Raw genomic sequence first — 26,160 nt, forward strand, 5'->3', positions numbered from 1 at the left:
GTACCCGTGCCTTTGCACTCAAAGGGGTGACTGGGCCCGGCCAGGCCCGGAACACAAAAGATTCCGACCTCACACATAAAACAACATATCAGGGAGTTATGCCACCACAAACCCCGCAGCGACGGCAGATATCCGTATCGCAGGGAGCAGTGGACCGCTCAGCCAGCCCCTTTTCAAGTTCCTGGAAGAGATAACGTTTATCAATTCCATGGTCCACCACGTCCCAGGGAAAGAGCTCGTCCCGTGCCCGCGGGCGGACCGCGTATTCCCATGCCGCACGCCCATGTTTCTTCATGGCCCGCTTGAACGTTTCACCTGCGGCCATATCCAGCAGAACCGGGGCCAGCCGACGATCCCCCGGGAAAAAACCGCCTGCTGCAGGACCCGTTCGGGCCGGTCAACCTTGATCCGCAGGTTGGCCAGCCCTGCAAGTCCGGCACGCAGATATTTTATCTTCTTTTTCAGGGCTGACACCGCCCGGGAACAGGTCCGGTCCAGGGACGCCTCATCATTCTCCAGGCCGCCGTAGGGAAGATACTGGAAAGGGGTCCACGGCTTGGGAACAAAGGAGTTGACCGACAGGGTCAGTTCAGTGACCCGGCCCCGTCGACGGCCGAGTGGCAGGATTTCCCTGTGCATCCGGTGAACCAGGGAGATCATCTCGTCCAGGTCCGCCCGGGTTTCAGTGGGCAGGCCGATCATGACGTAGAGTTTGAGATGAACGATCCCGGCTCCGACCAGGGCCACGGCCGCGGAGAGCAGATCCTCCTCGGTCAGGTTCTTGTTGATGACCCGGCGCAACCGTTCTGAACAGCCGTCCGGGGCGATGGCCACCGACTTGAGCTGCGACTCGGCCAGCAGAGCCAGGAGCTGATCGTTTATCCGGTCGGCCCGCAGGGAGGAAAAGGACAGACTGCACCCCTCGTCATGCAGGTAGGCGGTAATCCGGTCAAGCACCTCCGGATCGGCCATCTCCATGCCCAGGAGCCCCACCCGATTGACCGAGGCCGGACGTTCCTCCAGACTCTCCTGGATGGCCTCGCCGCTCCAGAGCCTGGGAGGCCGGTAAATGAACCCGGCGGCGCAGAACCGGCAGCTGCGGCTGCAGCCCCGTCCCAGCTCCACCATGTACATCCCCAGCTCGGCATCCGGAGAGAGCAGCCGGGAATGGGCCGCGATCCCGGTATCGGGATGGATCACCCTGGTAACCCGTTCCTCCCGTCCCGCTTCTGCCCGGATCCGCCGTACCCGGCCGTCTTCCCCGTACTCGAAGTCGTAGAACTCCGGTACGTAACAGCCGCCCAGGGTGGAGGAGATATTTTCCAGCATCTTCCGCCGTGGTGTGGCCGCGGCCAAGGCCTGATCCACGATCTCGATCAGGGGGCCGAGGACCGGCTCGGCCTCGCCGAGTACTATCAGATCGGCAAAAGGGGCCAGTGGTTCGGGATTCATGAATACCCCGACCCCGCCCAGAACCACCAAGGGGCTGCCCGGTCCCACCTCCCCGGTCCGCCTGGCGGCCAGGGGCTCCAGACCGCCGGCGAGCAGCATACGGATCAGGCGGGGATAATCGTGTTCAAAGCTGATGGAACCGAGAACCACGGGAAAATCAACCAGCGGACGGCAGGATTCCAGGGAACGGAGCGGGCCCGGCTCCTCGGGGTAGACAAACCGCTCGCAGACCACATAATCGAGCCCGCCCAGCAGATGGTAGACCAGCTGCAGTCCCAGGTTGGATACCGCCAGGGGATAGGTGTTGGGATAGAGCAGGGCCACCGGCAGACGGCCCTTCCATTTTTTGACAATGGTCCCTGTTTCTCGATCAAGCCAGGATGTCATGGTTCCCTGCAGCACAAAGCAAAAAGCCCGGACACCATGTCCGGGCTGAAATGACAGATTATGAAAACAGGCAATCTCAGAGGATACACTCCGGCCGGGAGACTACGTCAAACCGCGGTCCGGCTCCGGCTCAGTTGGCCTTTTTGCGGATATAGGCCGGTTCGTCCCAGTCGTCATGCTCATGTTCATCAAAGATAGGGGTGGGCATGGACCGGGTCCTGGGCACGGGATTTGGTTTGGCCGGGCTCACGGCCTTGGGCGACAGATCCTCGGCCCCGACCACCCGCTCTTCCAGGGGCAGCACCGTGGTCTGCTGCGGCTTGGCCTTTTCCTGCCGGCGGCTGCGGCTGACATCGAGCGACGAAATGGTCTCGCTGTCCTCGATGGAGGAGATACCGGTGGCAATCACCGTGACCCGCAGCTCATCACCCAGACCCTCGTCGAACAGAGCGCCGATGATGATATTGGCATCCTCATGGGCCTTGTCCTGGATCAGGGCCGAGGCCTCCATGAACTCGGCCATGGTCAGGCTGGACTCGGTGGCCGAAATATTGATCAGGATGCCCTTGGCGCCGTCGATGCCGACATCTTCAAGCAGCTGGTTGTCAATGGCCCGCTTGGCCGCCTCGGCGGCCCGGTTCTCGCCAACGGCCGCACCGGAGCCCATGATGGCCGGTCCCACCTCTTTCATGACCGTTTTCAGGTCGGCAAAATCCACGTTGATATGTCCGGGCAGGTTGATGAGGTCGGTGATGCCCTTGACCGCCTGCAGCAGGACGTTGTCCACCATCTTCATCATGTCGACCAAGGTGGAGTTGGTCTGCATGAGGCTCAGCAGCCGGTCATTGGGAACCGTGATGATAGTGTCGGCATACTTTTTCAGCTCTTCCCAACCTGCCTCGGCATTACGCATCCGCTTCCTGGCTTCGAAGTAAAAGGGCTTGGTGACAACGGCAACGGTCAGCGCCCCCATCTCCTTGCTCAGCTTGGCAATAACCGGCGCCCCACCGGTGCCGGTACCGCCGCCAAGGCCGGCGGTAATGAAGACCATATCCGCCCCGGCCAGGGCATTCTGGATATCCTCCTGACTCTCCTGGGCAGCTTCCCGGCCCTTTTCCGGATCCGCCCCGGCACCCATACCCTTGGTAATCCCGGGGCCAAGCTGGAGGCGGATATCGGCCCGGGATTTCTCCAGGGCCTGCAAATCCGTGTTCGCGGCGATGAACTCGACACCCTTGAGCCGGTTTTCCACCATGGAGTTGATGGCATTACCGCCACCGCCCCCGACTCCGATTACCTTGATGACTGCTACCGATTCTTCTTCCGCCATTCTAAACGGCATGGTTCCCCCTCGAACTCAACTCTGGTATCCTGATCTTGACAAACTATACCATTAATGTAATTCAGACTAAAGTATAAATTAAGTGAATTTTATTTCCCTCTTTCCCGGTCTCACCCGGCCGGACAGGGACTTCTTTTTCCTGTTCCGCGGAAAAAAATTCCCCGCTGCTGCAGCTTGTCCGACCCGGTCAGACGATGTTCTTCATCCATTCCCGGAGCCGCTGCACCACACCGCTGCGGCTTTTCTGCCCATATTTCCGTTCCTCGCTGCCATAGAGCACCAGCCCCACCGCCGTGGTGCAACGAGGTGATTCCACCTCTTCCACCTTGCCACCGATCCCCTGGGGATAGCCGATCCGCACCGGCATATCGAATATCTGCTCGGCCATTTCCACGATATGGGGCAGCAGCACGGTGCCGCCGGTCAGAACCAGGCCGGCGTTGATCCGGTTGCGATAGCCGGAGGAACAGATGTTCTTGTTCACCAGCTCGAGGATCTCCTCCATCCGTGCCTCGAGAATCTCCACCATGACCCGCTGGGAGACCTTGCGCGGTTTCCGGTCGCCCACCGTGGGCACCTCGATGATATGGTTGTCCTTGACCATGGACGACAGGGCCCCGCCATAAAGGTACTTCAACTGTTCCGCTTCCTGGAGCGGCGTCCGCAACCCGATGGAGAGATCCGAGGTCAGGTTGTTGCCGCCAAGCGCCAGTTCCCAGGTGTGTTTGATGGTCCCGTTACAGAAAATAGCCAGGTCCGTGGTCCCACCGCCGATATCCAGGAGCGCCACCCCCAGCTCCATCTCGTCCCGCTTCAGGACCGCCCGGGAGGATGCCACGGATTCAAGAACAATATCAGCCACCTGGAGACCGGAACGGTTGCAGCTGGTCATCAGGTTGTGCAGCGAGGTCACATCCGCAGTGACGATATGGACATTGGTCACCAGCCGCACCCCGGTCATGCCCAGCGGATTCTGGATCCCGGTGTGGTCATCCACCATGTATTCCTGGGGCAGGACGTGGATGATCTGCTGGTTGTCGGAAATCTTTACCGTCCGGGCGGCCTCGATCACGGCCTCGATATGCTTCTGCCGGATTTCCTGGTTGTTGATGGCGATGATACCCGGCGAGTTGAATCCCTTGATATGGTTGCCGGCAATGCCCACGTAGACACTCTCGATATCACAGCCAGCCATTTCCTCGGCTTCGCTCAAGGCCTGGAGAATGGCTTTGACCGTGGACTCGATATTGACCACCACCCCTTTCTTCATGCCCGAGGAAGCGGCCGTGCCCACACCGATGATATCGACCCGGTCCGGAAAGACCTCACCGATGACCGCGCATATCTTGGTGGTGCCGATATCCAGGCCGGCGATCAGCTCGCCCATTTCCTGGCCATCTGCACCGTGTGCATCCTTCACACTGGTCATTCGTCTATCTCCAACACACCGTCTGTTTCCAACACACTACAGCTCCATTTTTGCAACAAGGACCTTGTTTTCGTCATAGTCCATCCGAATTTCAGCAACTTGTTCCATGGTCTTCTTTTGGTACAGCCGGTCGAGGATCTTGACCAGCCGTGCATACTTTGTCCGCATTCTTCCGCTGCCCAGATAAATAGGAAACGGCCGGTCCACCAGGTACATGACAAGTTCCTGCTCCGGGGTGACATGAATTTCAGAGATCACCTGGACCGGGAGAACCGGATTGCCCCTGCGGGCGACCAGGCGGAGGAAATCCAGGGCCTGGGCCGCCGGGGTGCCTGGAACAATCTGCATGCCATCCTGTTCCAGATCATCCTGGATGCCGGTCAGGACCGGAAAATCCAGCTCATAGCCGCTGACTACCCGGGCAAAGACCTCGCCATCGCTGTCCACGTAGTAGAGCCCGGACAGGTTGTCCCGGCCCTCGAAATTGATCATGGCCAGCGGCCGATGTTCCTGTACGGTCAGCACCAGGGCCGAGGGCCAGGAGCGGACCACGGTCACCGCGTCGATCCACGGATGTCCGGCAATACGCTTACTCACCTGATCCACATCCAGACGCAGGAGATTCATACCCCGCTCGATGCCGGCCAGGTCGATGACGGCCTGGTCCTCAACCATCCGGTTACCCTGGACGGAGATGGTCACCAGCTTGAAGATGTCCGAGCCGGCAAGGACCCGGTAGGCCCCATACCCGCTGCAGCCAAGCAGCAGGGTCACCACCATGCACATCACCCCGCCCCTGGAGATCCGCCGCAGTTTCCACGATCGCCGGGCACTGGCCACAAGGTTCTGCGAATACGGCCGACCGCTGGAAGCACCCCGCACACGGCGCAGCCACCCCGTGCAGGCCGACAACATCCTGCCGAGTCTTCCCGACCTTCCGGGCGGGGTGGATGAAAATTTCGGAGTGTACGGGGCCATATGTCAGATAAAAAAAACGCTCCTTGTTCAGGGTAGCCTCAACCTGCCCCGGCAAGACGTGCCTGCCGGTTACCGGCCAGCTGCAGGATTCAGGTCAGATTATATGGACTTCAGGCTCCAGCCAGATGCCAAACTTCTGATAAACCCGCTCCCGGACCTCGCCAGCCAGGGAGAGAATATCCTCCGGGGTGGCTCCACCGATATTGACCAGAAAATTGGCATGGTCCGGTGAAACCATGGCCTGGCCGTGCCGCAGCCCCTTGAGTCCGGCGGCGTCGATCAGCCGACCGGCGGAGTCCCCTTCGGGGTTTTTGAAAAACGAGCCGGCCGAAGCCATGTTGGCTGGCTGTTTTTCCCTGCGTTTTTTCAGATTTTCCCTGCATTTGCGCAGTATTTCCCGCTGGCGCCCCCGCTTGAGCACAAAGGTGGCCGCCACCACGATCAGATCGTCAAGACTTGCCTGGGCAAGCTCCATTCGCCGGTAGCCGGGTCGCAGCCCCGAGTGATCCACCTCCATCACCTGGCCGAGGCGATCGATCAGGATGATGGAGCGCAAGCTGTCTGCCATGGCCCGCCCCCAGGCACCGGCGTTCATCCGCACGGCCCCGCCGACACTTCCAGGGATCCCGGCCATGAACTCCATCCCGCCCAGGGCATGGTTGGTGCACCAGGCCACCAGCTTGGCCACCGAGCAGCCGGCTCCGGCCCGGACAAAGACCGGATCCGAGCCCATCTCCACGCTCTCTTCCAGTCGAATAACGTGGTTGAATTCGCCGCGCAGCTGGATGATCACCCCGGCAAACCCCTTGCTTCGCACCAGGATATTGGAGCCGCGTCCCACCACCCGCCAGGGGATGCAACGCTCTTCAAGCCAGGCCAGCAGCTTTTTCAGCTCCGCCAGGTGCGTAACCGTCACCAGGGCTTCGGCCGGCCCCCCGGTGCGCAGGGTGGAGTACCTGGCCATGGAGACGTCCCAGAGCACCTCACCGCTCCAGAAGGCCGCAAATTCCCACCGCTCGCCAGGCTTCATGCCTCACCTGCTCCGCAACTGTTCCAGAAACTGTTCCCCTGTGCGGACGATATTGCCGGCTCCCAGGGTCAGGAGCAGATCCCCCGGGCGGACAAACTCGTCCAGCCGCCGGAGCAGTTCCTCACCTTCAGGCAGGTAATGGGCCTGGCGGTGGCCATGCCGCTTTATCGCCGCCAGCAGCCCTTCACTGTCCACCCCGGCAATGGGCTCCTCGCTGGCCGGATAGATATCGGTGAGCAGCAGCACGTCGGCCCGGTGAAAGGCGGTGGTGAACTCATCAAAAAGGGCCGCGGTCCGGGTGTAGCGATGGGGCTGGAAAAGTACCACCAGCCGCCGCTCGGGCCACCCATCGCGAACCGCATCAAGGGTGACGCGTATCTCGGTGGGATGGTGTCCATAATCATCGATTACCAGGACGTCGTTCTCCATTCCCTTGAACTGCAGCCGCCGCTCCACCCCGGCAAAGCCGGCCATGGCCCGGGCAATGACTTCAAAATCGATTTCCAGTTCCAGGGCCACGGCCACGGCGGCCAGTGTATTGTAGATCGTATGCCGGCCCGGGGTATTTCGCCGCATGCGGCCAAGATCCCTGCCACGGTAGCGGACCGTGAACTCGGAGCCGCCGACCCCTGTCTCGATGCGTACCGCATGGAGGTCGGCCTGCTCGGTGAGACCATAGGTGATCTTTCTCTTCTTGATCCTGGGCAACAGGCTGGCGATATTGGGATCATCCAGGCAGCAGATCACCACCCCGTAAAAGGGGATCAGGTCGATGAACTCAAGAAAGGTCTCCCTGATATGGTCCAGGTCCCGGTAGTAGTCCAGGTGCTCCAGATCGATATTGGTCACCACCTCGATGACCGGCGAGAGCTTGAGAAAGGAACCGTCGCTCTCGTCGGCTTCAGCAACCAGGAACTCGCCCTCGCCCAGCTTGGCGTTGCCCCCCAGGTTATCGACCTTGCCACCCACCACCACGGTGGGATCCAGGCCGGCCTCGGTAAGGATGGTGGAGATGAGCGAGGTGGTCGATGTCTTGCCGTGGCTGCCGGCCACGGCGATACCGTATTTCTTGAGCCGCATGAGCTCAGCGAGCATCTCGGCCCGCTGAATGACCGGAATCTGCTGCTCCCGGGCGGCCAGAACCTCGGGATTATCCGCAGAGATGGCCGACGAGGTAACCACAACGTCCGCTCCCTCGACCCAGGCCCCGTCATGGCCGGTGTGAATGATCCCGCCCAGGGATTCCAGCTTACGGGTGATGTCTGAACGGTTCAGGTCCGAGCCGCTGACCCGGTAGCCGAGATTGAGCAGCAGCTCGGCGATCCCGGACATACCGATCCCGCCGATCCCGACAAAATGTATGTGCTTTGTTTTGTTATACAAGACAGTTCTCAGCGATTCGCGTTCACAAGACGCAGGCATTCCTCGACGATACACAACGTCGCATCGGGGCGACCCATTTTTTTCATACAGCTGGCCATAGTATGCAATTTCTCCGGGGCTTGCAAGAGATCCCCAATCTGGTCGGCGACGATGGCCCCGGAGAGCTCCCTTTCCAGGAAGACCCTGGCGCCACCACCCCGGGCGTAGTAATGGGCATTGATTTCCTGGTGATTATCGGCGGCATGGGGATAGGGCACCAGCAGGGCCGGCAGGCCCATGACCGCCAGCTCGGCCAGGGTAGTGGCCCCGGCCCGGGAAACCACCAGGCTGGCCCGGCTGTAGAGCGAGGCCATATCCTGGAAGAAATCCGCCACCTCGGCCCGAATCCCCAGGGCGCTGTAGCCCGCCCGGACACGATCCTGATCCCGGCTGCCGGTCTGGTGGATGACCATGAAATCATCAGCCAGCCTTTTTTTCAGTTCAGGAGCAGCCTCCAGCATCACCATGTTGAGGCGATGCGCTCCCTGACTGCCGCCCAGGACCAGCACCACAGGTGTTACCGGTTGGGGTCGCTCCTCGGCGGCTGCCTGGACAATTTCCCGCCGGACCGGATTACCGCTCAGCACGGTACGCGCCGGCGGAAAGGGATAATCGCAGGGAATGGAGAGAAAAATCCGGTCAGCTATCCTGGCCAGCATCCGGTTGGCCAGGCCAGGGACCGAGTTCTGTTCATGGATGCAGACCGGTATCCTCCGCCGGCCCCAGCCGAGCTTTGCCGCCACCAGCACCGGGCCGGTCACATAGCCGCCGACCCCCAGGGCCAGGTCGGGCCTGAACCGGGCCAGGATCCTTCCGGCCTGCCACACCGCCTTTGGTAAAACAGCCAGCGACCGGAACCGGTGGCCGATCCCCATACCCTTGAGTCCCATGCAGGAGATGGTGCCCCGCTCGAAATCATAGCCACCCAGAGTGGTGCGGTCGAGTTGCCGCTCGGTGCCGATAAAGAGTACCCGGCAGCCGGGAATCCGCTCCTGCATGGCCGTGGCCACGGCAATACCGGGGAAAAGATGCCCCCCTGTTCCGCCTCCGGTTACGATAATCCGCATGTGGTCAGATTACCGGTCGAACTCAGACATCCCGCTCCCACGCCAAGCTGGTGCTGGGCAATGAAGGCCTGCAGGTTTTCCATAACCTCGGCAAAGCACTCCGGGCAGTACCCATGGGTGAGCCGTTCATCGGCCGACAGGACAATCCCTTCCATCCAGGTGCCGCCAAGCTCTGTCCGCTGGCAGGCACAACAAATCTTAACCATCTCCTGGTTCTCCTTCACTCTCTTCTTTTCTCTTCTCTGACTGCAGGGCCCGGACCGCGTTTTCAAAAACCTCCCCGCGCTGACCGTAGCCTGCAAACATGTCAAAACTCGCACAGGCCGGTGAAAGAAGTACCGTCCCCCCTTCCCCGGCCAGGGCCGCAGCCTTTGCCACAGCCTCTTCCATGGTGGCGGCCCGGACAGACGGCACCAGGTCACCAAGGGCCTCTTCCAGGGCATCGGCCGCCTCGCCGATCAGCACCAGGTGCTTCACCCTGGCAGCCACGCTTTCGCGCAGAACCCTGAAATCGCGCTCCTTGCTGCGCCCGCCGCAGATAAGCACCACCGGTCCGTCACAGCTTTCAAGGGCCGCGATCACCGCCCCGGTGTTGGTGGCCTTGGAATCGTTGATAAATCGGACACCGCCTACCGTGGCCACCTCGGCCATCCGGTGCGCCGGCGGAGTGAACCTCTGCAAACCCTCTGCAATGGCTTGGGGCGGACAGCCAGCCACCCTGGCCGCCAGAATGGCCGCTGCCGCGTTGAACCGGTTAATCCGCGAGTTCAGTCGGGTTCCCGCAAGCGGGTAGCTCTCGTCGACCATCTGTCCGTGGATAACACCGTGCAACCGGACACCGTCCGGCAGCACCCGAGCCTGGGCCGACTCTTTTTCGCCGAAGCCAAGCATGCTGACATCCGCCACCACCCGGGTTTCCATGACCAGCGGATCATCGAAGCCCAGGATCGCCGTATCCCCTGCACGTTGACAGGCAAAGAGCCTGGCCTTGGCCGCCGCGTAACGCTCCATGGTGCCATGGCGGTCGAGATGATCAGGGCTCAAGTTGAGAAGTATCCCGATATCGGGCCGGAAATCACCGCTGAGCTCCAGCTGGAAGCTGCTCAGTTCCAGGACCGCCACCTCAAACTTCTCTTTCTTTTTCCTTTCTCCAGAGAGAAAAATCTCCAGCAGCGGCCGGCCGATATTCCCACCCACAAAGGGATGCAGGCCGCCGGTCTCCAGCAGGGTGCCGATGAGCCCGGTGACCGTGGTCTTACCGTTACTACCGGTCACGGCGATCACCGGCATCTTCAGACGACCACTGGCCAGGGCAAGCTCGCCGACCACGGGAATCCCGCGTTCCCTGGCACAAACCAGAACATCCAGATCCAGGGGCACCCCGGGACTGGGCACCACCAGGTCGGCATCCTCGATACACTTCCCTGTGTGCCCGCCGCTCTCCAACTCGACCCCGAGTCTGTCAAGCAGGGACAGATCCGCCCGGCCAAGCGCCTCCACGGGCCGAGACTCGGACACGACCACAGAAGCGCCGAGCTGGCGAAGAAAACGCACCGTGGCCAGGCCTGAACTTCCCAGGCCGATAACCACTACCTTTGTACCAGGACCCGGATCCAGCATCAGCGCAGTTTCAAGGTGGCCAGGGCGATCAGACCCAGAATAATGGAGATGATCCAGAACCGGACCACCACCTTGGGTTCCTGCCAGCCCTTTTTCTCAAAATGATGGTGGAACGGCGCCATGAGAAAGATCCGTTTGCCGCCGGAGATCTTGAAGTAACCGACCTGGAGGATCACCGACAGCGCCTCCAGCACAAAAATACCGCCGACAATGGCCAGGAGAAATTCCTGCTTGATGATAATGGACACCGCGCCCAGGGTACCGCCCAGCGCCAGGGAGCCCACGTCGCCCATGAATATCTCGGCCGGATAGGCGTTGAACCAGAGAAATCCCAGACAGGCACCCACTATGGTGCCGCAAAAAATGGCCACCTCGCCGGCACCCTGGACATAGGGAATCTGCAGGTAGCTGGCCACCACCGCGTTACCGGCCACATAGGAAAAAATCAGGTACACACCACCGCTGATCACCACCGGCCCGGCGGCCAGGCCGTCGAGTCCGTCGGTGAGGTTGACGGCGTTGGATGCGCCGACGATAACCATGACCGCAAAGGGCACATACCACCAGCCAAGGTCAGGATGAAAATTCTTGATAAAGGGCAGGCTGAGAGTGCCGTCATACTCCGGATGCAGGAGAATATAGAGCCCGACCATGGAGGCCCCGGCCATCTGCAGCACCAGCTTGCCGCGGGCCGAGAGTCCCCGGGTGTTCTGTTTTCTTATCTTGCGCAGGTCATCGATGGAGCCGATCATGCCGAAGAAGATACAGATCCCCAGCAGCAGCCAGATAAGACCCGAGGTCAGGTCCGCCCACAGCAGGGTGGAGACCACCATGGCCGCCAGGATCAGGACCCCGCCCATGGTCGGCACGCCCTGCTTGGAAAAATGGCTGCTGGGTCCGTCACTGCGCACCACCTGGCCGATCTGCCGGGCCTGCAGCCAGCGGATGAACCGTGGGCCGAGCCAGACCACGAGCAGAAAGGCGGTGACTGTCGCCCCGATGGACCGGAACGTGATATAGCGAAACACGTTCAGGGCGCTGAAGGTGGTGTGCAGCGAATAGAGCAGATGATAGAGCATGCTGGGTTCTGTTTTCTGTGTTGTGGTTATCTCGGCGATGGTTTCCCGGGGGAAACCATCCTTTCAACAGTGTGAAATGGCGGTGGACCGCCTGTTCAACTCAACTGGCCTGTTTGCAGGCTCAACCGGTCCTCCAGCCCGTGGATCACTCGCTCCATACGCATCCCGCGTGAGCCCTTGACCAGGATCCAGTCGTCCCCGGTCAGCCGGCCGCAGATAATAAGGGCATGGAGCCAGCCGGCCATGGTGTCGGTATCGGTAAAGACCTGGATCTGCCGCGCATCCATGCCGCCCATCCGGGCCCCTTCGGCCACGGTATCGGCAAACCGGCCGGTGACGACCAGGAGATCGAAACCAAGCTCTGCCACCCGACGGCCCACCTCCGCATGGGCCTCCCGGGCTCCGTCCCCAAGTTCCAGCATGTCACCCAGGGCCGCCACCCGTCGGCAGTCTTTGCTGCCAAAGGATGATACGGTTTCCAGGGCCGCGGCCATGGAGGCGGGATTGGCATTGTAGGCATCGTTGACCACCTGGATACCGCCGGGCAGCCGGTATAGCTGCATCCGTTTATCCACCGCCCGATAGGCAACAAGCCCCTGAACAATGGTTTCCGGCGCTATCCCGGCCGCATGGGCGATGGCAGCTGCGGCGCAGCAGTTACTCACGTTGTGCAGTCCCGGCGCAGCCACGGTGAGCCGCTCCTTCCAGGGGCCGATATGGAGGGTGAAGCGGACGCCTTTTTCCCCAAGGTTTGCCACCCTGGTGGCCCGGACCTCGGGATTGTATTTTCTGCCCGCAGGGGTCACCGCAAAACCGATCTGGTGCTTCCCGGTACGCCGGGCCAACCGCCTTGTATGGGGGTTGTCGTAATTGACCACACAGACACCATCGGGTCGCATGGCGGCAAAGAGCTCGCCCTTGGCCTCCATGACCCCTTCCACGCTGCCCAGGCCTTCCAGATGGGCGGCCTGGACATTGGTGATACAGCCGATGTCCGGATCACCGATCCCGGTGAGGCGCTCGATTTCACCGGGCCGGTTCATACCCATCTCCAGGACAGCCAGCCGATGGGTGGCCCGCAGGGGAAGAAGCGACAGGGGCAGGCCGATCAGATTATTGAAGTTGCCCCGGGTCTTGAGCACCTCCCACGGCGGCTCGAGATGGCGGCTGAAAATGGCACCGGTCATCTCCTTGACCGTGGTCTTGCCGGAACTGCCGGTGATGGCGGCCACCGTGCATCTGCGGCCCGCCAAACGACGCCGAAATCCCGCCAGGTCGCCAAGAGCCCGCAGGGTGTCTTTGACCCGGACCGTCACAACCCCGGTATCCGGGCACGTTCGCGAAACCACGACGCAGGCCGCACCTTTTTCCACCGCTGCCTGGACATAGGCATGGCCGTCAAACCGCTCACCGACCAGGGCGACGAAGATGTCGCCGGGCTGGATGGTCCTGCTGTCGGTGGAGACCCGGCCCGTCATGGCTTCAATCGGACCGGTGGCCACAACCCGACCCCTGGTCGCGGCGCAGACCAGGCGCGGATTCCAGGTCATGAGCCCGTTTTGCGCCTCGAGCCGGTCGTCAAAAAACCGTCGGCTCCCGGCCTGCCCGGCCGGACCGATGATCTGGCAGCTCTCATGTCCCTTGCCGGCGACAAGGACAATATCTTCCGGTTCAGCCAGGCAGCAGGCCAGATGGATGGCCTTCTTCCGATCCTCCACCAGGATATAGCCCCGCTGACGGAAAAAGAGCTCTGCCACTGGGTACCTGGCGAGCCCGCCTTCCCGTATACCTTCCTCGATAGCGGCCAGGATGACAAAGGGATTTTCGGTACGCGGATTATCCGAGGTCACCACCACCAGATCGGCCAGCTCGGCCGCGATCCGGCCCATCTCCGGTCGTTTGCCCTGGTCCCGGTCACCGCCGCAGCCAAAGACGCAGACAAGCCTGCCCCGGGCCAGGGGACGGAGGGTGGCCAGGACACTGGCCAGGGCATCGGGCGTGTGGGCATAATCGACGAACACGGTGGGAAAGAGTTCCGGAGGCCCCCCTTCCAGGCTGACCCGTTCCAGCCGACCGGGAACCTGCCCCACCGTGGCCAGACCCGCGGCCACCTGCTCCAGGTCCAGGCCAAGCGCCAGGCCGGCCCCGGCGGCGCTGAGCAGGTTGGCCATGTTGTATGTGCCGGTCAGGGAGGTGTCGAGTACCACCCTTGTGGTCTCATGTCGTCTATCTTCGACACACCGTCTGTCTGCGACACACTCCATGACCAGGCGGCTGCCGGTCACCCCCTGCTGTTCGATGCGCCCGCGCAGCTGACAGTCGGCCGTGAAACCGGAGGCAAGCAGCCGATAGCCACCGGTCGTCTGTCTTCGACACACCGTCTGTCTTCGACACACTGCCTCCAGCTCCGCATACAGCCGCCGTCCCCAGTCCTGCACCGTATCGCCCATGGCGATGACCGCAACTCCGTCCGGGGCCAGGTAACGGGTGAAGAGCAGCTTCTTGGCCGCAAAATAGGATTCCATGTCACCGTGGAAATCCAGGTGATCACGGCTGAGGTTGGTAAAGACCGCCACATCAAACCTGAGCCCGGCCACCCGTTTCTGAACCAGGGCATGGGAGGAGACCTCCATGATCACGTGGCTCACCCCGGCCGCTGCCATTTCCGCCAGCAGACCCTGGAGCCGAACCGGATCCGGGGTGGTCAACGGTGCTTCCCGCAGGACCTGTTCTCCGCTGGCGTCGGTATAGCGGTAATTAACCGTCCCGATCACCCCCACCCGATTCCCCTGGTGGGTGAGCATGGCTTCCATGAGCCAGGAAGTGGTGGTCTTGCCGTTGGTGCCGGTGAGGCCGATCAGCACCATCTTCTGCGCCGGATGATCGTGCAGGGCCGCTGCCAGCAGACCAAGAGCCAGGTGTGTGTCTGCCACCCGGATCATCGCTACACCCGGGCCCGGTGCCGGTACTTCCCGCTCGACCACCACCGCGGCTGCTCCCTGGGCCACAGCCTGGAAGATAAAATCGTGCCCGTCCACCCGCTCTCCGGCAAGGGCGACAAAGAGACTGCCCGGCTCCACCGCCCTGGAATCGGCGGCAATGGCCGTTATTTCCGGAGCAGGGCTGTCCGCCTGCACCTGGAGCACCAGGTCCCGGGGCAGGGAATCTATCAGGGCATCAAGTTTCATGCTTTCCATATTGGATTCAAACGGTTACAGGGAATATCTCCCCCACCGGAGTGCATCGTCTGGTCAAGAATTCAGGTCCCTGGTTCAGATAACCGGCTCCAGGGTCAACACACATTCCTGACCGGCGGCCAGGGGCTCTCCGGGACCCGGGCGCTGGCCGACTATCCGGCCGCTGCCCTGGATCCGGACCAGTATTTTCTTGCCATCGAGCCGCTGCAATCCCTTGCGCAGGCTCAAGCCCACCACCTCCGGCATGGCCTCCCTGGGTAAAGGAGCGTATTTCTTTTTTTCTTCCCGGTACTCGATATGGCTGGCGATAAGAAACCGTTTGTAGTTGGCTTCATCCCGGCCGGCGGGATGGTCTGCCACCAGGGTCTGGCTGCTGCTCTCCAGGATGTCCGGCAGGAGTTCCATCCCCAGGTCGGCCAGAGACCGGGCCCTGGTATCGACCTCTCCGGGAAGCGGGTAGTAAGAGTCACGACTGGTAACCAGCAAGAGCAGAACCTGGGGGTTTTTCCTCGGGGTCACCCCGAGAACCAGGTCCTGCAGGACAGTTATTCTTGTCTGGTCCTTCACCTCGGTACGGCGGCCCGAGCGGCTGTACACGGCCATGGTCCCGCTGCCCTGCATGGTGGACAGGAGTTCCCGACGCAGCCTGAGTGCCAGGACCGGGTCAACCACCTGGCGACGTTTTTTGCGGTCATAACTTTCCGAACGGGTATAGGTCCGCCCTGTTGCCCGGTCATACACCGCCTCGAGGAAAACAGGTTCCACCCGACGACCGCCATTGATCATGCTGGCCGCCGCCGCCACCTTCAGAAGGGTGATCCCCTGCCCTGCGACATTATTCTGGCCGGCAGCCCCCACCACAGCCACCGACGGCAGTGTGTCGAAGACAGACGGTGTGTCGCAGACAGACGACCGGCCCGGCAGCGGGTTACGGAGCCCGAAACGGGCTCCGGCTTCCGCCACATCCCCGGCGGTCAACCCCAGGTCCGGAGCCGCGACTGCTTCCGGCGGCAATGGCGGGCCAAAAGGACCCTGGCTGCTGATCGCCCCGGCCCGGGCCAGCAGGGGCCGAACCAGGTCTTCTGCCAGGGGTTCACTGACCACCTGGTTACGGCGGGCCGGATCATCAGCCTGCCAGAAATGATTGGGATTAAACGATGGCAGGCTCACCATGGCCAGGATTCTGCCGGTACGGACCTCCATGGCCAGGGCCATGCCCCGGTCGGCGGCCTGTTGTTCCAGCATCCGGCCCAGCTCCTGCTCTATCTTCTTCTGCAGCTCAAGATCCAGGCTCAGGACCACATCCATGCCACGGCCGCCGAAACTCTCCTGGCCGCCAAAGTCGATCTCCGGCACATCCGCGGCCTGGAGCTCGCCAGGCTGCAGGAGAATGTCATAGATGGACTCGGCTCCGGCCAGCCCTACCCCATCTCCTGAAAAACCTACCACATGGGCACCGCTGGCATGGGCCGGATAATACCTGACCTCGGCCGGCCGGCAGTACACCCCGGGTAGCCGGCTGGCGCAGACCTCCCGGGCCGCGGCCTGCTCCAGGTTGTCGGCGATCTTGACCGTATGCCGGGGGAACGGAGCTGGCTGTCGATCTCAGCCCGGGAACGACCGGTCAGGCGGGCCAGGAGCCCGGCAATCTCTTTTTTATCCTCGATCTCGGCCGGCCGGACATACAGGCCAAACAGCGGATAGCTGACCGCCAGCTCCCGGTAGCTGCGATCATACACCGTGCCCCTCAAAACAGGTTCAGCGGACTCGATGTCCGCTGAAGAAGATGGCCTTTGGTCTGTCTTTGACAAACTGCCGGCAGCGAGCTGGATTATTCTGCCGATATCCTGGAGGGAGAGAGGTAATCTGAACAGGAAAGATCCAGCTGCTACCAGCAAAAAGACAAGCAGTATACACAGGCAGAACTGCCTTTTTTTACGTTTCCGTGTCTTGGGAGGCCGTATCATTTTTTCTTATCTGCACCACCAGTTTCCATGCAGGTAAGCGAAGACTCCGGGTAAGCAAAAACTCCGCAATCACAGACCTGCAGGGCTGAGCAGACCTACATCTTGACCCGATGCACCTGGTTTTTTCCAGGGGCATGGAGATCAAAACGAACTGCGGCCACGGCTTCCACATACTGCCGGGAGGCCAGCTTGGCCCGGGAAGCCAGCAGCCGGATATTCTCCTCACCCAGCTCGACCCGCCGGCTCTGCTGCTGCTCCATGACCCGCAGGGCCGATCCCGTCCGCCACTGCATCAGCTGCCCGGCCCCGAGCGCGGCCACAAAGCCAAGCACAACAACAATGGCCACCGGCCGATGCAACCGCCGGGGAAGAAGTTCATCACTGCGGGACGACACCTGCTGCCGCATGCCAAGATGAACAGGACCTGGCCGATATACTCTGATATTCATACCTGGCGTCATGATCTCTTCCTCCTTTTGTCAGTCACGTAATCCTGAATCGAGGGTAGTCACAATTCTTGCAACCCTGAGCCTGGCACTGCGGGCCCGGGGATTTCGCTGGATTTCTTCCGGGGATGGTTCCACCGGTTTCCTGGTCACCAGCTCATAGGCCGGGTTGTCCATAAGCCCGCGCTTGACTATCCGGTCTTCCAGCGAATGAAAGGTGATCACGCAGAGCACTCCGCCCTTCTTGAGGACAGACGGTGCCTGGGCAAGCACCTGGACAATATTGTCAAACTCCCGGTTGACCGCGATGCGCAGGGCCTGAAACACCCGGGTGGCCACATGGATCCGGCGGGGATGATATTTCCGCGGGATGGCCCGGGCCACCAGCTCAGCCAGCTGCCTGGTGGTGGTGATCGGTGTTTTTTTCCGTTCTTCGACCACAAAACGGGCTATGCGACGGGCCTGCCGTTCCTCGCCGAAGCGGTAGAAGACATCGGCAAGCTCCTCTTCACCGAGCCGGGCGACAAGATCCGCCCCGGTCAGCGACAGATCCGCTGACATCCGCATGTCAAGCGGCGCGTCGTGGCGGAAGCTAAAACCCCGCTCCGGCCGATCGAGCTGAAGGGAGGAAACCCCCAGATCAAGCAGCAATCCGTCAACGGGCAATTCCCCGGCCTCTTCCAGGCGCCCGGCAAGCTCTGCATACGAGGCAGGGATGATCCGAATCCGGTCTCCGAACCGGGCCAGCCGCTCCGCCGCCAGGGCCGCGGCCTCTTGATCCCATTCAAAGCCGATCACCCGGCCGCCGGGGGCACTGGCCTCGAGGATGGCTTCGGCATGTCCGCCCAGGCCAAGGGTTCCATCCACGTACACCCCGCCGCCCTGCGGCTGCAGATACGCCAGCACTTCGCCGAGCAGGACAGATACGTGCGGAGCAGAGCCCATATCCTCCCCGGCTACAGGATCCCCAGCGAGGAAAGTCCCTGTTCGAAATTCTGAAAATTTTCCCTGGTCCGGCGGGTTTCGTTCTGCCAGGCGGTCTTGTCCCAGATCTCGAAGTGATCGAGCATGCCGTTCAAGACCACTTCCTTGCCGATACCAAACTCGGTACGCAGTGAACCGGGAAGAAGGATGCGCCCCTGCTTGTCCAGGGGACATTCGGTAACACCGGAGATAACATAACGGACAAAATCACCGAACCCCGGCTGCATCCGGCCTTCGGTGAGCAGTTTCTCTTCCAGTATCTCCCACTCGGGTACGGGATAGGCCTTGAGACTTTTTTGCCAGTTGGTGACGATCAGGGTCTCGTCATAGACCTCGCGCAGCACTTCCCGGAAACGGCTCGGGATATTGAGCCGCCCCTTGGCATCGAGCGTATGCTCGGACCTGCTGCGAAATCTGAGTTCTCCGACCCTGTCCTTGTTCAAACCACTCTCCGCACTCCGTGACCCCGGAAAACCATTTTGAGGCCTTTTGCACCACTTTACACCACCTAGTTATGGTTCTATCCCAGCAGCCCCTGGGAGTCAAGAAAAATTAGGACATAATTTCAGTCAGTTGACCAGAAAGACAAAAACAGAGAAAAGCACAATATGATGCGTGATAAAACCAGGAAGAACACTACATAGAGTGGTTGCGGTCAAAGCCAGCAGCACCTGCCTGTAAGCCTCCCCAGGGCATGCCAGACAGGAACTGCCTGTTCTTAAAAGAGAAAAAAAAGGGACCCGAAAACCTGAAATTATGCTCCCATCAGCCATTCCAGCCAGGTGGGACAAGGTGGGGTACAAAGTGGGGTGCGAAGTGGGGGAGAAAAAGGAGTGGATGGGATAACGCCCGCGATGTTATCCCTTCAGGGGGATACCATCGCCTGGGTGCGACGGAGATGGAAAGTTTGCTGGCCAGAGTAACCGGACCACATCCGTAAACGTACACGTGAACGAGAGAGAATAAAGAAATTCGTGTACGTGTACGTTAACGTGTACGAGCACGAGCACGAGCACGGGATGGTTCCCGCGATATACTTCCTTCCCGGGAATACCATTGGTTTTGTGCTACGGAACTGGAAAGAGCCCGGTACACCCAAAACCCCTCGTTCCTCCGCTCCGCGGTGAACGATCCATCACCATGGTCACCGCCCCTGCGGTGCCTACTCCAACCTGGAAGGTGGCAGGATGGCTCCGGGGTTGCATCTCCCCCGGGTGATTCGCCCTTGACCGGGTTTTGGCATCATCCCGCAGGAGCGGGGGCGGAACTGCAGGGGCTTTGTCGACCCTTGGTCATGCGCGTGACACCGCGGGAGCGGATGTCACGAGGATTTGCAGGGTGCAGGGATTATGAGGAGGAGGGAGTGGGGATATCCGGGTCTTCCAGCAGGGAGGAAAAGTCAAGCTCGCTGGCAAAGGTGTGCTCTTTGGCTGGGAAGGTCCCCTCAGCCACGTCGCGCAGATAGGCGGCAACCCCATCTTTGATCTGGGGGGCCAGATTACAGTATTTCTTGATGAAACTGGGGGTAAATTTCTCAAACAGGCCGAGCATGTCATTGGTGACCAGCACCTGGCCGTCGCAGTTCGGACCGGCGCCGATGCCGATGGTGGGCACGCGGAGGCGGGAGGTGACCACCCGGGCCAGGCCGCCGGGTACGCACTCGAGCACCAGAGCAAAGATACCGGCCTCTTCCAGGGCCAGGGCATCCTCCACCAGCCTGCGGGCAGCATCCATATCCCGTCCCTGCACCTTGTAGCCACCCAGCTGGCCTGCGGTCTGCGGAGTCAGACCAAGATGGCCCATGACCGGGATTCCGGCCCGAACCAGGGCCTGAACGTGGCCACAGACCTCGCGCCCGCCCTCGAGCTTGACCGCATCGCAGCCACCCTCTTTCAGGAAACGAATGCCGTTACGCACGGTATCAGGAACACTGACCTGATAGGAGCCAAAGGGCATGTCGCCGACCACCATGGTCTGACCGGCCCCCGGCGCACAGCCCGGCAGTGGTGGAGCATTTCCTCCATGGTCACCGGCACAGTGGAGTCATAACCAAGCACCACCATCCCCAGCGAATCCCCGACGAGCAGCATGTCCACCCCGCACTGCTCGAGCAGCCGGGCCATGGGCGCATCATAGGCAGTGAGCATGGTCAGACCGCCACCTTTTTTTTCCCGAATATCCTTGACCGTGAGTTTTTTCATCTTGTCACCGTAAGCTTACTGGACTTTTCGTGCTCGTGAACGGACACGAAAAAAACAACCGTGCTGCGCAAGAACACCCCCCGTTTACTCAAAAAGTCCCGGCTGGTGCCCTTTTCCCCGGCGCATCGGCCGCCCGAAATGTTCATAGGCCGCGGCCGTGGCCATGCGTCCCCTGGGGGTCCGGACCAGGAAACCGGACTGGATCAGGAAGGGTTCATACACGTCTTCCAGGGTATTCTTTTCCTCGCACACCACCGTGGCCAAGGTATCGAGCCCGATGGGACCGCCCTGAAACTTGTCGATGAGCGTCAGGAGAATACGCCGGTCCATCTCGTCCAGACCGCTCTGATCGACAGACAGCATGGTCAGTGCCCGGTCCGCCACCTCCCGGGTAATCACCTTGTGGCCACCCACCTCGGAGAAATCCCGCACCCGCCTGAGCAGCCGGTTGGCGATCCGCGGCGTCCCCCGGGAACGCCGGCCCAGTTCCATGGCCCCGTCGTCGTCGATCTCTATTCCGAACAGCCGGGCCGAACGCTTGATGATAGTCACCAGCTCTTCCGGAGAATAAAAGTCAAGCCGCAGAATCACCCCGAACCGGTCCCGGAGCGGCGGGGTCAGAAGACCGGTCCGGGTGGTGGCCCCGACCAGGGTAAAACGGGGCAGATCCATTTTCACCGAGCGCGCCCCCGGTCCCTGGCCGATCACCAGGTCGAGCTGGTAGTCCTCCATGGCCGGATAGAGGATCTCTTCCACCACGTGGTTGAGGCGGTGAATCTCGTCAATGAACAGGACGTCCCCGGCCTGGAGACTGGTGAGGATGGCGGCCAGATCACCGGGCCGCTCGATCACCGGACCAGAGGTCACCTTGATTCCGGCCTGCATCTCGTGGGCGATGATATAGGCCAGCGTGGTCTTGCCGAGCCCTGGAAAGCCGTGGAACAGGACATGATCCAGGGCTTCACCCCGCTGGCGGGCGGCCTGGATAAAAATCTGCAGCGACTCCTTGACCTGTTCCTGGCCGATATACTGGTCCAGGCTCCGCGGCCGCAGGTCGGTATCCGGCGCCACATCGTCTGCCAGCTCCTGCCGGGCAACCAGCCGCTTTCCTGTCAGCTCTTCCTCAAAATTCATAAATTGGTCCCGAAACGCAACAGACAATAGGTAAAAATCTCATCGGGCCAGCACCTGCAGCGCCTCACGGATCAGCTCCTCGACCTTCATGGCAGCCGCTGCCTCGGGATCGTGTTGCTGGACACTGCGCAGGGCCTGCCAGGCCATGTTCTGGGGATAACCGAGATTGACAAGAGCCGATGCCGCGTCCTGCATGGCATGTCCTTCCACTGCGGCCGGAGCGGCGGTTTCCAAATCGCCCCCATCCCAGCCACCGGCCAGGGCGCCCACCTTTTCGCCCAGTTCCATACACAACCGCTGGGCTGTTTTCTTGCCCACTCCGGACAGGGCAACCAGGCGGGAGAGATTCTTCATGCTGATAGCCTCGCACAGCTCGGCCGCGGAAATCCCGGAAAGGATGGACAGGGCCAGCTTGGGCCCGACCCCGGAGACCGTGTTCAGGAGCAGGAAGAGCTCCTTTTCCTCGGGCTCGCTGAAGCCGTACAGGGTGATGGCATCCTCCCGGACACTGGTATGGATGTAAAGAAAGGTTTCTTCACCCGTGGAAGGCAGCCGGTCATAGGTCCGACCCGAGACCTGGACCTCGTAGCCCACCCCGCGTACATCGACTATGACACTGCCAGGCAGTTTATGAAAGATGGTTCCTGTGAGCGCGGCTATCATTGGCAGGGATTACCTGGTCCTTACGGTCAACAATTTTTTCTGATGTAATCCATGTGATTGGCGTGGCAGATGGCCACCGCCAGGGCGTCGGCGGCGTCACTGGAAGGCATGCCGGAAAGCTCCAGCAGAACCTGGACCATGCGCTGCACCTGGGCCTTGTCGGCCTGACCGTATCCGGCCACGGCCTGCTTGACCATCCGCGGCGTGTAGTCAAAAACCTCCAGATCGCTTTGCATGGCCGCAACCACGGCCACCCCCCGGGCCTGGCCGAGTTTCATGGCCGAGCGGGGATTGGTTGCCACAAAGACATCTTCCACCGCCGCCACTTCGGGCCGGTGGCAGTTGATCACTTCGCGCAATCCCTGGTGAATCTCAAAGAGTCGCCGGGAAAAATCCTTTTCCCGGGTCCGGATGGTACCGCAGGTGACAAAACCGAGCAGGGGCCCGTTTTTCTCGATCACGCCATAGCCGGTGGCCCGGGAACCAGGGTCAATGCCCAGGATCCGGATGATCTTTACTGCTCCCATTACTCAGCTGCAACCAACCACCGACCGGGCAGCCGACACAGATCGCACGAAAAAGATTCGTCCGCGGCCACCTACGACAGCTGCTCCATCAGTTCATCGGGAATATCGAAGTTGGCGTGCACCTTCTGTACATCGTCATGGTCTTCCAGGTTCTCCAGCAACTTGAGAAGCGACCTGGCTTTTTTCTCCTCGGTCACTTCCACCGTGTTCTTGGGCACCATGGAGATGGAGGCCTCGACAATGGTGATGCCGCTTTTTTCCAGGGCATCCACCACCTCGCTGAAGTCTTCCGGCTCGGTGAGGATCTGGAACGAAGTTTCCTCCTCGATCACATCCTCGGCCCCGGCCTCGATGGCCAAGTCCATGAGTTCATCCTCATCGACCCCTTCCCGGTCCACCAGGATGGTACCCTTCTTGTCAAACATCCAGCCCACGCAGCCGGACTCACCCAGGTTACCACCGCTCTTGGCGAAGAAATGCCGCACATCTGCCACGGTCCGGTTCTTGTTGTCGGTCATGGTCTCCACCAGGACCGCTACGCCACCCGGGCCATACCCTTCATACAGGATCTCCTCGTAGGCCACCCCTTCCATATCGCCGGTACCCTTCTTGATGGCCCGCTCGATATTGTCCTTGGGCATGTTCTGGGCTTTGGCTGCGGTGATGGCACTGCGGAGCCGTGGATTTCCTTCGGGATCACCCCCGCCCATCCGGGCGGCGATGGTAATTTCCTTGATCAGCTTGGTAAAAATCTTACCGCGTTTGGCGTCATTGGCACCTTTCTTCCTCTTGATGGTGCTCCATTTTGAATGTCCAGACACGTTACCCTCTTTCTGAAGTTAAAGTTGAACAGGTTAAATTTTATTATTGATTTTCCTTCGAAAGTCGCCTTGTCCTGGCCTCTCTGGGCTTGAAACCGCGCCCCAGGATGAACACCTCCCGGCTTTCCCGGCGGGAGCTGTCCGGTTTGACCACCTTGACGGTTTCAAAAAGAGGCTTGCACTCCTTGAGCAGTTCCGGAAAATCCTCCCCCTGGAACGCCTTGGCATAGAAGGTGCCCCGTTCATGGAGCAGCACAGCGGCGATATCCAGGGCCCGGCGCACGAGTCGGAGTGACTGCTGGTGGTCGGCGTACTGACTGCCCGTAGTTCTGGGCGCCATATCCGACAGGAGGACATGGAAGCCAGGCCAGGTTTTCTTCAAGTGTTCCAGCAGTTCATCGGAATAGACATCATAACAGAGCCAACAGATTTCAGCATGGCCTTTTTGCGTCGGCAGATCGGTGTGCGAAAGATCCACACCGGCCACCACGCCCCTGCTGCCGACGATCCGGGCCGCATACAGACTCCAGCTTCCCGGGTGGCAACCGAGATCCAGCACCCGTTGCCCCTTCTTGAGAAAACGGTACTTTTTCTGGACCTCTTCCAGCTTGTACACAGACCGGGCCGGATAGTTGTCCTTCCTGGCCTTTTCAAAGTAATAATCCTTGACCTTACGCATAGATATCTGTTTCCAGTTCCCTTGTAAAAAAAATTCGAGCCCAAAGGTGATTACAACCGCTACCTCTTTTCGACCAGGGTCCTGGCCAGGACAAGGGCCTGGTCGCGGGTGTGGATCTTCTTCTCCATATGGGCCTCTTCCACGGCCTCGAGGATTTCCTTGAAAATGGGTCCCGGGCTCAGATGGAGTTCCTCGATCAGGTCCCTGCCGGTGAGCAGCGGCTTGCCCTGGCGTACCGGTTCCACGTGTTCGCGGCGCACCTGCTCCACCCGGGCAAAAAGCCGTGCCAGTTCGGCTTCCATCTCTTCGGGCCGGGCATCGCCGCGACCGGCCAGGGCATCGGCCATGCCCAGCAGAAACAACCCCGGCAGATGCTCACCCAGGGAGCGGATCAACCGCAGGCAGGCCTTGAGACTGACCTCCTGATCGCGGCGCATGACATTGCTCAGATGAAAAGGCCGCATATGGGCCGCGACCAGGGTGGAAATCACCAGGATATCCTCGTTGGAGCAGCGCAGGCGGCGGCCGATGTCGCGGCAGATCCGGGCCCCGACCTGATCATGGTTGTAGAAGGTGATACGCCCACCCCGGTCCTCGTCAATGGTAAAGGTCACCGGCTTGCCCACGTCATGGAGGAGCGCGGCCCATTTCAACTGCACCACCCGGCGCGGACCTTCAAGATAGCTACCCATTCTTTCGGCCTGACCGGGGTAAAACCGGCCCGGATCCTCGACGATCCGTTCCATCCAGCGCAGAGCCTCCAGGCAGTGGGCAAACACATCCAGGTGATGGCTGGCCGGCTGTTCCATGCCCACCCCGGCCTGGAGCTCGGGAACGACCTCCCACAGGAGGCCGATCCCGGCCATGGAGCCAAAGGAAGGAAAAGCCCGGTCACTGGCCATGATCAGGTTCAGCTCATGCCGTATGCGCTCCGGGGCCACCCGGTTCAACGTATCCCGCTGTCGGCGGGCCAGGTCGAGGGTGTCGTCGTCAATGGTGAAATCCAGCGTGGCACTGAAACGAAATACCCGCAGAAGACGAAGCGGATCATCACGAAACGCACGGTTGGAGGTCACCCGGATCCGTCTCTTCTCCAGATCCTCCACCCCGCCCAGGGGATCAATCACCGGCAGCCATTCCCCCGCCATCTCCGCAGGGACAGGCCCCCGTGCCTGCCCTGGCTCCTGTGGTTGCCCATTCTCCCCTGCCCCTCCCCCACGCAGCAGGGGACACAGATCCACCGCCATGGCGTTCACGGTCACGTCCCGTTCCCGCAGGTCGGCCTCGATATGATCCGCCATACCACGAAACGAGGTGAAATCCACCACCACCTCCCGGCAGACCACCCGGGCCGCATCCTCGTCCCGGCCAAGTTCCACGTAGGTGCCACGGGTTTCCCGGACAAAATCCGCAGCCCAGGCTTGGGCCCGGTGATCAACGGTAAGATCGATATCCGCCGGGGTGCGTCCCATGAGCAGGTCCCGAACTGTCCCGCCGGTGAGATAGACAGCACCGCGACGTTTCGCGTATATCCCGGCCAGAGCCGTCAGGATCCCGGCCGGAAACAGCTCCCGCAGCAGATCACCGGCAATGTTTTTTCTTGTCTCCTCTCCATGCTCCCACATGGCGCCACTATACCAGCCAGGACTTGGTTTTTTCCACAAAATCCTCTACAGTCTCAAATAGAGTCCGCCCATAACGGACGTTTTTGTCGAGACCAAGACATAGAAAAAGA

General features: G+C 60.9%; 23 protein-coding genes and 1 pseudogene. All 24 read right to left on the reverse strand.

The features are described 5' to 3' along the window. Positions 1–88: 88 nt before the first annotated feature. On the reverse strand, positions 89–325 hold the full coding sequence (locus GF1_RS10150) for a hypothetical protein (protein WP_267926436.1): 237 nt from the start codon (positions 323–325) through the stop codon (positions 89–91). Beyond that, entirely contained in the window at positions 292–1,839 is a 1,548-nt protein-coding gene (locus tag GF1_RS10155; RefSeq protein WP_267926437.1) for a radical SAM protein, read from the reverse strand. The genes GF1_RS10150 and GF1_RS10155 overlap by 34 nt, the downstream gene beginning before the upstream one ends. A 130-nt stretch (positions 1,840–1,969) precedes the next feature. After that, on the reverse strand, positions 1,970–3,181 hold the full coding sequence (gene ftsZ, locus GF1_RS10160) for a cell division protein FtsZ (protein ID WP_267926438.1): 1,212 nt from the start codon (positions 3,179–3,181) through the stop codon (positions 1,970–1,972). Positions 3,182–3,368: 187 nt separating this feature from the next. After that, positions 3,369–4,610, reverse strand: a complete 1,242-nt coding sequence (gene ftsA / locus GF1_RS10165) for a cell division protein FtsA (RefSeq protein ID WP_267926439.1) — start codon at positions 4,608–4,610, stop codon at positions 3,369–3,371. Positions 4,611–4,646: 36 nt separating this feature from the next. Beyond that, a complete protein-coding gene (locus tag GF1_RS10170; RefSeq protein WP_267926440.1) occupies positions 4,647–5,450 on the reverse strand; it encodes a cell division protein FtsQ/DivIB in 804 nt (267 codons plus the stop codon). Between the two features lie 232 nt (positions 5,451–5,682). Next, on the reverse strand, positions 5,683–6,618 hold the full coding sequence (gene murB / locus GF1_RS10175; RefSeq protein WP_267926441.1) for a UDP-N-acetylmuramate dehydrogenase: 936 nt from the start codon (positions 6,616–6,618) through the stop codon (positions 5,683–5,685). A 3-nt stretch (positions 6,619–6,621) separates the two neighbouring features. After that, positions 6,622–8,001 carry a UDP-N-acetylmuramate--L-alanine ligase gene (murC, locus tag GF1_RS10180; RefSeq protein WP_267926442.1) on the reverse strand — a complete coding sequence of 460 codons (1,380 nt, stop codon included), beginning with the start codon at positions 7,999–8,001 and terminating at the stop codon, positions 6,622–6,624. Positions 8,002–8,009: 8 nt separating this feature from the next. Further along, the gene (gene murG / locus GF1_RS10185; RefSeq protein WP_267926443.1) at positions 8,010–9,107 is read right to left on the reverse strand and encodes an undecaprenyldiphospho-muramoylpentapeptide beta-N-acetylglucosaminyltransferase; all 1,098 of its coding nucleotides are present in this window, start codon (positions 9,105–9,107) and stop codon (positions 8,010–8,012) included. Beyond that, the gene (locus GF1_RS10190; protein WP_267926444.1) at positions 9,092–9,313 is read right to left on the reverse strand and encodes a hypothetical protein; all 222 of its coding nucleotides are present in this window, start codon (positions 9,311–9,313) and stop codon (positions 9,092–9,094) included. The genes murG and GF1_RS10190 overlap by 16 nt, the downstream gene beginning before the upstream one ends. Further along, positions 9,306–10,727 carry a UDP-N-acetylmuramoyl-L-alanine--D-glutamate ligase gene (gene murD / locus GF1_RS10195; RefSeq protein ID WP_267926445.1) on the reverse strand — a complete coding sequence of 474 codons (1,422 nt, stop codon included), beginning with the start codon at positions 10,725–10,727 and terminating at the stop codon, positions 9,306–9,308. The genes GF1_RS10190 and murD overlap by 8 nt, the downstream gene beginning before the upstream one ends. After that, on the reverse strand, positions 10,727–11,806 hold the full coding sequence (gene mraY, locus GF1_RS10200) for a phospho-N-acetylmuramoyl-pentapeptide-transferase (protein WP_267926446.1): 1,080 nt from the start codon (positions 11,804–11,806) through the stop codon (positions 10,727–10,729). Before mraY ends, murD begins: the two co-directional genes overlap by 1 nt. A 95-nt stretch (positions 11,807–11,901) precedes the next feature. After that, a complete protein-coding gene (locus tag GF1_RS10205) occupies positions 11,902–14,994 on the reverse strand; it encodes a UDP-N-acetylmuramoyl-L-alanyl-D-glutamate--2,6-diaminopimelate ligase (protein ID WP_267926447.1) in 3,093 nt (1,030 codons plus the stop codon). Positions 14,995–15,078: 84 nt separating this feature from the next. Beyond that, positions 15,079–16,452 (reverse strand): PASTA domain-containing protein, encoded by a 1,374-nt coding sequence (locus GF1_RS10210; protein WP_267926448.1) that lies wholly within the window; start codon positions 16,450–16,452, stop codon positions 15,079–15,081. Then, entirely contained in the window at positions 16,446–16,970 is a 525-nt protein-coding gene (locus tag GF1_RS16645) for a hypothetical protein (protein WP_492226174.1), read from the reverse strand. Before GF1_RS16645 ends, GF1_RS10210 begins: the two co-directional genes overlap by 7 nt. A 95-nt stretch (positions 16,971–17,065) precedes the next feature. Continuing rightward, positions 17,066–17,419: a hypothetical protein gene (locus GF1_RS10220; protein WP_267926450.1), complete on the reverse strand. Its 354-nt coding sequence runs from the start codon at positions 17,417–17,419 to the stop codon at positions 17,066–17,068. Positions 17,420–17,449: 30 nt separating this feature from the next. Continuing rightward, positions 17,450–18,361, reverse strand: a complete 912-nt coding sequence (gene rsmH, locus GF1_RS10225) for a 16S rRNA (cytosine(1402)-N(4))-methyltransferase RsmH (protein WP_267926451.1) — start codon at positions 18,359–18,361, stop codon at positions 17,450–17,452. An 11-nt stretch (positions 18,362–18,372) separates the two neighbouring features. Further along, the gene (gene mraZ, locus GF1_RS10230) at positions 18,373–18,843 is read right to left on the reverse strand and encodes a division/cell wall cluster transcriptional repressor MraZ (protein WP_267926452.1); all 471 of its coding nucleotides are present in this window, start codon (positions 18,841–18,843) and stop codon (positions 18,373–18,375) included. Positions 18,844–19,747: 904 nt separating this feature from the next. Continuing rightward, positions 19,748–20,601, reverse strand: a pseudogene (gene panB / locus GF1_RS10235) (3-methyl-2-oxobutanoate hydroxymethyltransferase). A gap of 84 nt (positions 20,602–20,685) precedes the next feature. Then, the gene (ruvB, locus tag GF1_RS10240; protein WP_267926453.1) at positions 20,686–21,735 is read right to left on the reverse strand and encodes a Holliday junction branch migration DNA helicase RuvB; all 1,050 of its coding nucleotides are present in this window, start codon (positions 21,733–21,735) and stop codon (positions 20,686–20,688) included. Positions 21,736–21,774: 39 nt separating this feature from the next. Further along, positions 21,775–22,398 (reverse strand): Holliday junction branch migration protein RuvA, encoded by a 624-nt coding sequence (ruvA, locus tag GF1_RS10245; protein WP_267926454.1) that lies wholly within the window; start codon positions 22,396–22,398, stop codon positions 21,775–21,777. 26 nt (positions 22,399–22,424) lie between these two features. Next, positions 22,425–22,925 (reverse strand): crossover junction endodeoxyribonuclease RuvC, encoded by a 501-nt coding sequence (ruvC, locus tag GF1_RS10250; RefSeq protein ID WP_267926455.1) that lies wholly within the window; start codon positions 22,923–22,925, stop codon positions 22,425–22,427. Between the two features lie 71 nt (positions 22,926–22,996). Next, positions 22,997–23,746 (reverse strand): YebC/PmpR family DNA-binding transcriptional regulator, encoded by a 750-nt coding sequence (locus GF1_RS10255; protein WP_267926457.1) that lies wholly within the window; start codon positions 23,744–23,746, stop codon positions 22,997–22,999. 43 nt (positions 23,747–23,789) lie between these two features. Next, the gene (locus GF1_RS10260) at positions 23,790–24,425 is read right to left on the reverse strand and encodes an RlmE family RNA methyltransferase (RefSeq protein ID WP_267926458.1); all 636 of its coding nucleotides are present in this window, start codon (positions 24,423–24,425) and stop codon (positions 23,790–23,792) included. Between the two features lie 59 nt (positions 24,426–24,484). Beyond that, a complete protein-coding gene (locus tag GF1_RS10265; protein WP_267926459.1) occupies positions 24,485–26,050 on the reverse strand; it encodes a CCA tRNA nucleotidyltransferase in 1,566 nt (521 codons plus the stop codon). Between the last annotated feature and the right edge of the window lie 110 nt (positions 26,051–26,160).

Source organism: Desulfolithobacter dissulfuricans (assembly GCF_025998535.1).
Taxonomy (GTDB): domain Bacteria; phylum Desulfobacterota; class Desulfobulbia; order Desulfobulbales; family Desulfobulbaceae; genus Desulfolithobacter; species Desulfolithobacter dissulfuricans.

What these genes read in the sequence shown, in the direction of transcription:
- GF1_RS10150 (WP_267926436.1), bottom strand. Translation starts at nt 325, where the DNA reads ATGGCCGCAGGTGAAACGTTCAAGCGGGCCATGAAGAAACATGGGCGT.
- GF1_RS10155 (WP_267926437.1), bottom strand. Translation starts at nt 1,839, where the DNA reads ATGACATCCTGGCTTGATCGAGAAACAGGGACCATTGTCAAAAAATGG.
- ftsZ (WP_267926438.1), bottom strand. Translation starts at nt 3,181, where the DNA reads ATGCCGTTTAGAATGGCGGAAGAAGAATCGGTAGCAGTCATCAAGGTA.
- ftsA (WP_267926439.1), bottom strand. Translation starts at nt 4,610, where the DNA reads ATGACCAGTGTGAAGGATGCACACGGTGCAGATGGCCAGGAAATGGGC.
- murB (WP_267926441.1), bottom strand. Translation starts at nt 6,618, where the DNA reads ATGAAGCCTGGCGAGCGGTGGGAATTTGCGGCCTTCTGGAGCGGTGAG.
- murG (WP_267926443.1), bottom strand. Translation starts at nt 9,107, where the DNA reads ATGCGGATTATCGTAACCGGAGGCGGAACAGGGGGGCATCTTTTCCCC.
- GF1_RS10190 (WP_267926444.1), bottom strand. Translation starts at nt 9,313, where the DNA reads ATGGTTAAGATTTGTTGTGCCTGCCAGCGGACAGAGCTTGGCGGCACC.
- murD (WP_267926445.1), bottom strand. Translation starts at nt 10,727, where the DNA reads ATGCTGGATCCGGGTCCTGGTACAAAGGTAGTGGTTATCGGCCTGGGA.
- mraY (WP_267926446.1), bottom strand. Translation starts at nt 11,806, where the DNA reads ATGCTCTATCATCTGCTCTATTCGCTGCACACCACCTTCAGCGCCCTG.
- GF1_RS10205 (WP_267926447.1), bottom strand. Translation starts at nt 14,994, where the DNA reads ATGAAACTTGATGCCCTGATAGATTCCCTGCCCCGGGACCTGGTGCTC.
- GF1_RS16645 (WP_492226174.1), bottom strand. Translation starts at nt 16,970, where the DNA reads ATGATACGGCCTCCCAAGACACGGAAACGTAAAAAAAGGCAGTTCTGC.
- GF1_RS10220 (WP_267926450.1), bottom strand. Translation starts at nt 17,419, where the DNA reads ATGAATATCAGAGTATATCGGCCAGGTCCTGTTCATCTTGGCATGCGG.
- rsmH (WP_267926451.1), bottom strand. Translation starts at nt 18,361, where the DNA reads ATGGGCTCTGCTCCGCACGTATCTGTCCTGCTCGGCGAAGTGCTGGCG.
- ruvB (WP_267926453.1), bottom strand. Translation starts at nt 21,735, where the DNA reads ATGAATTTTGAGGAAGAGCTGACAGGAAAGCGGCTGGTTGCCCGGCAG.
- ruvA (WP_267926454.1), bottom strand. Translation starts at nt 22,398, where the DNA reads ATGATAGCCGCGCTCACAGGAACCATCTTTCATAAACTGCCTGGCAGT.
- ruvC (WP_267926455.1), bottom strand. Translation starts at nt 22,925, where the DNA reads ATGGGAGCAGTAAAGATCATCCGGATCCTGGGCATTGACCCTGGTTCC.
- GF1_RS10260 (WP_267926458.1), bottom strand. Translation starts at nt 24,425, where the DNA reads ATGCGTAAGGTCAAGGATTATTACTTTGAAAAGGCCAGGAAGGACAAC.
- GF1_RS10265 (WP_267926459.1), bottom strand. Translation starts at nt 26,050, where the DNA reads ATGTGGGAGCATGGAGAGGAGACAAGAAAAAACATTGCCGGTGATCTG.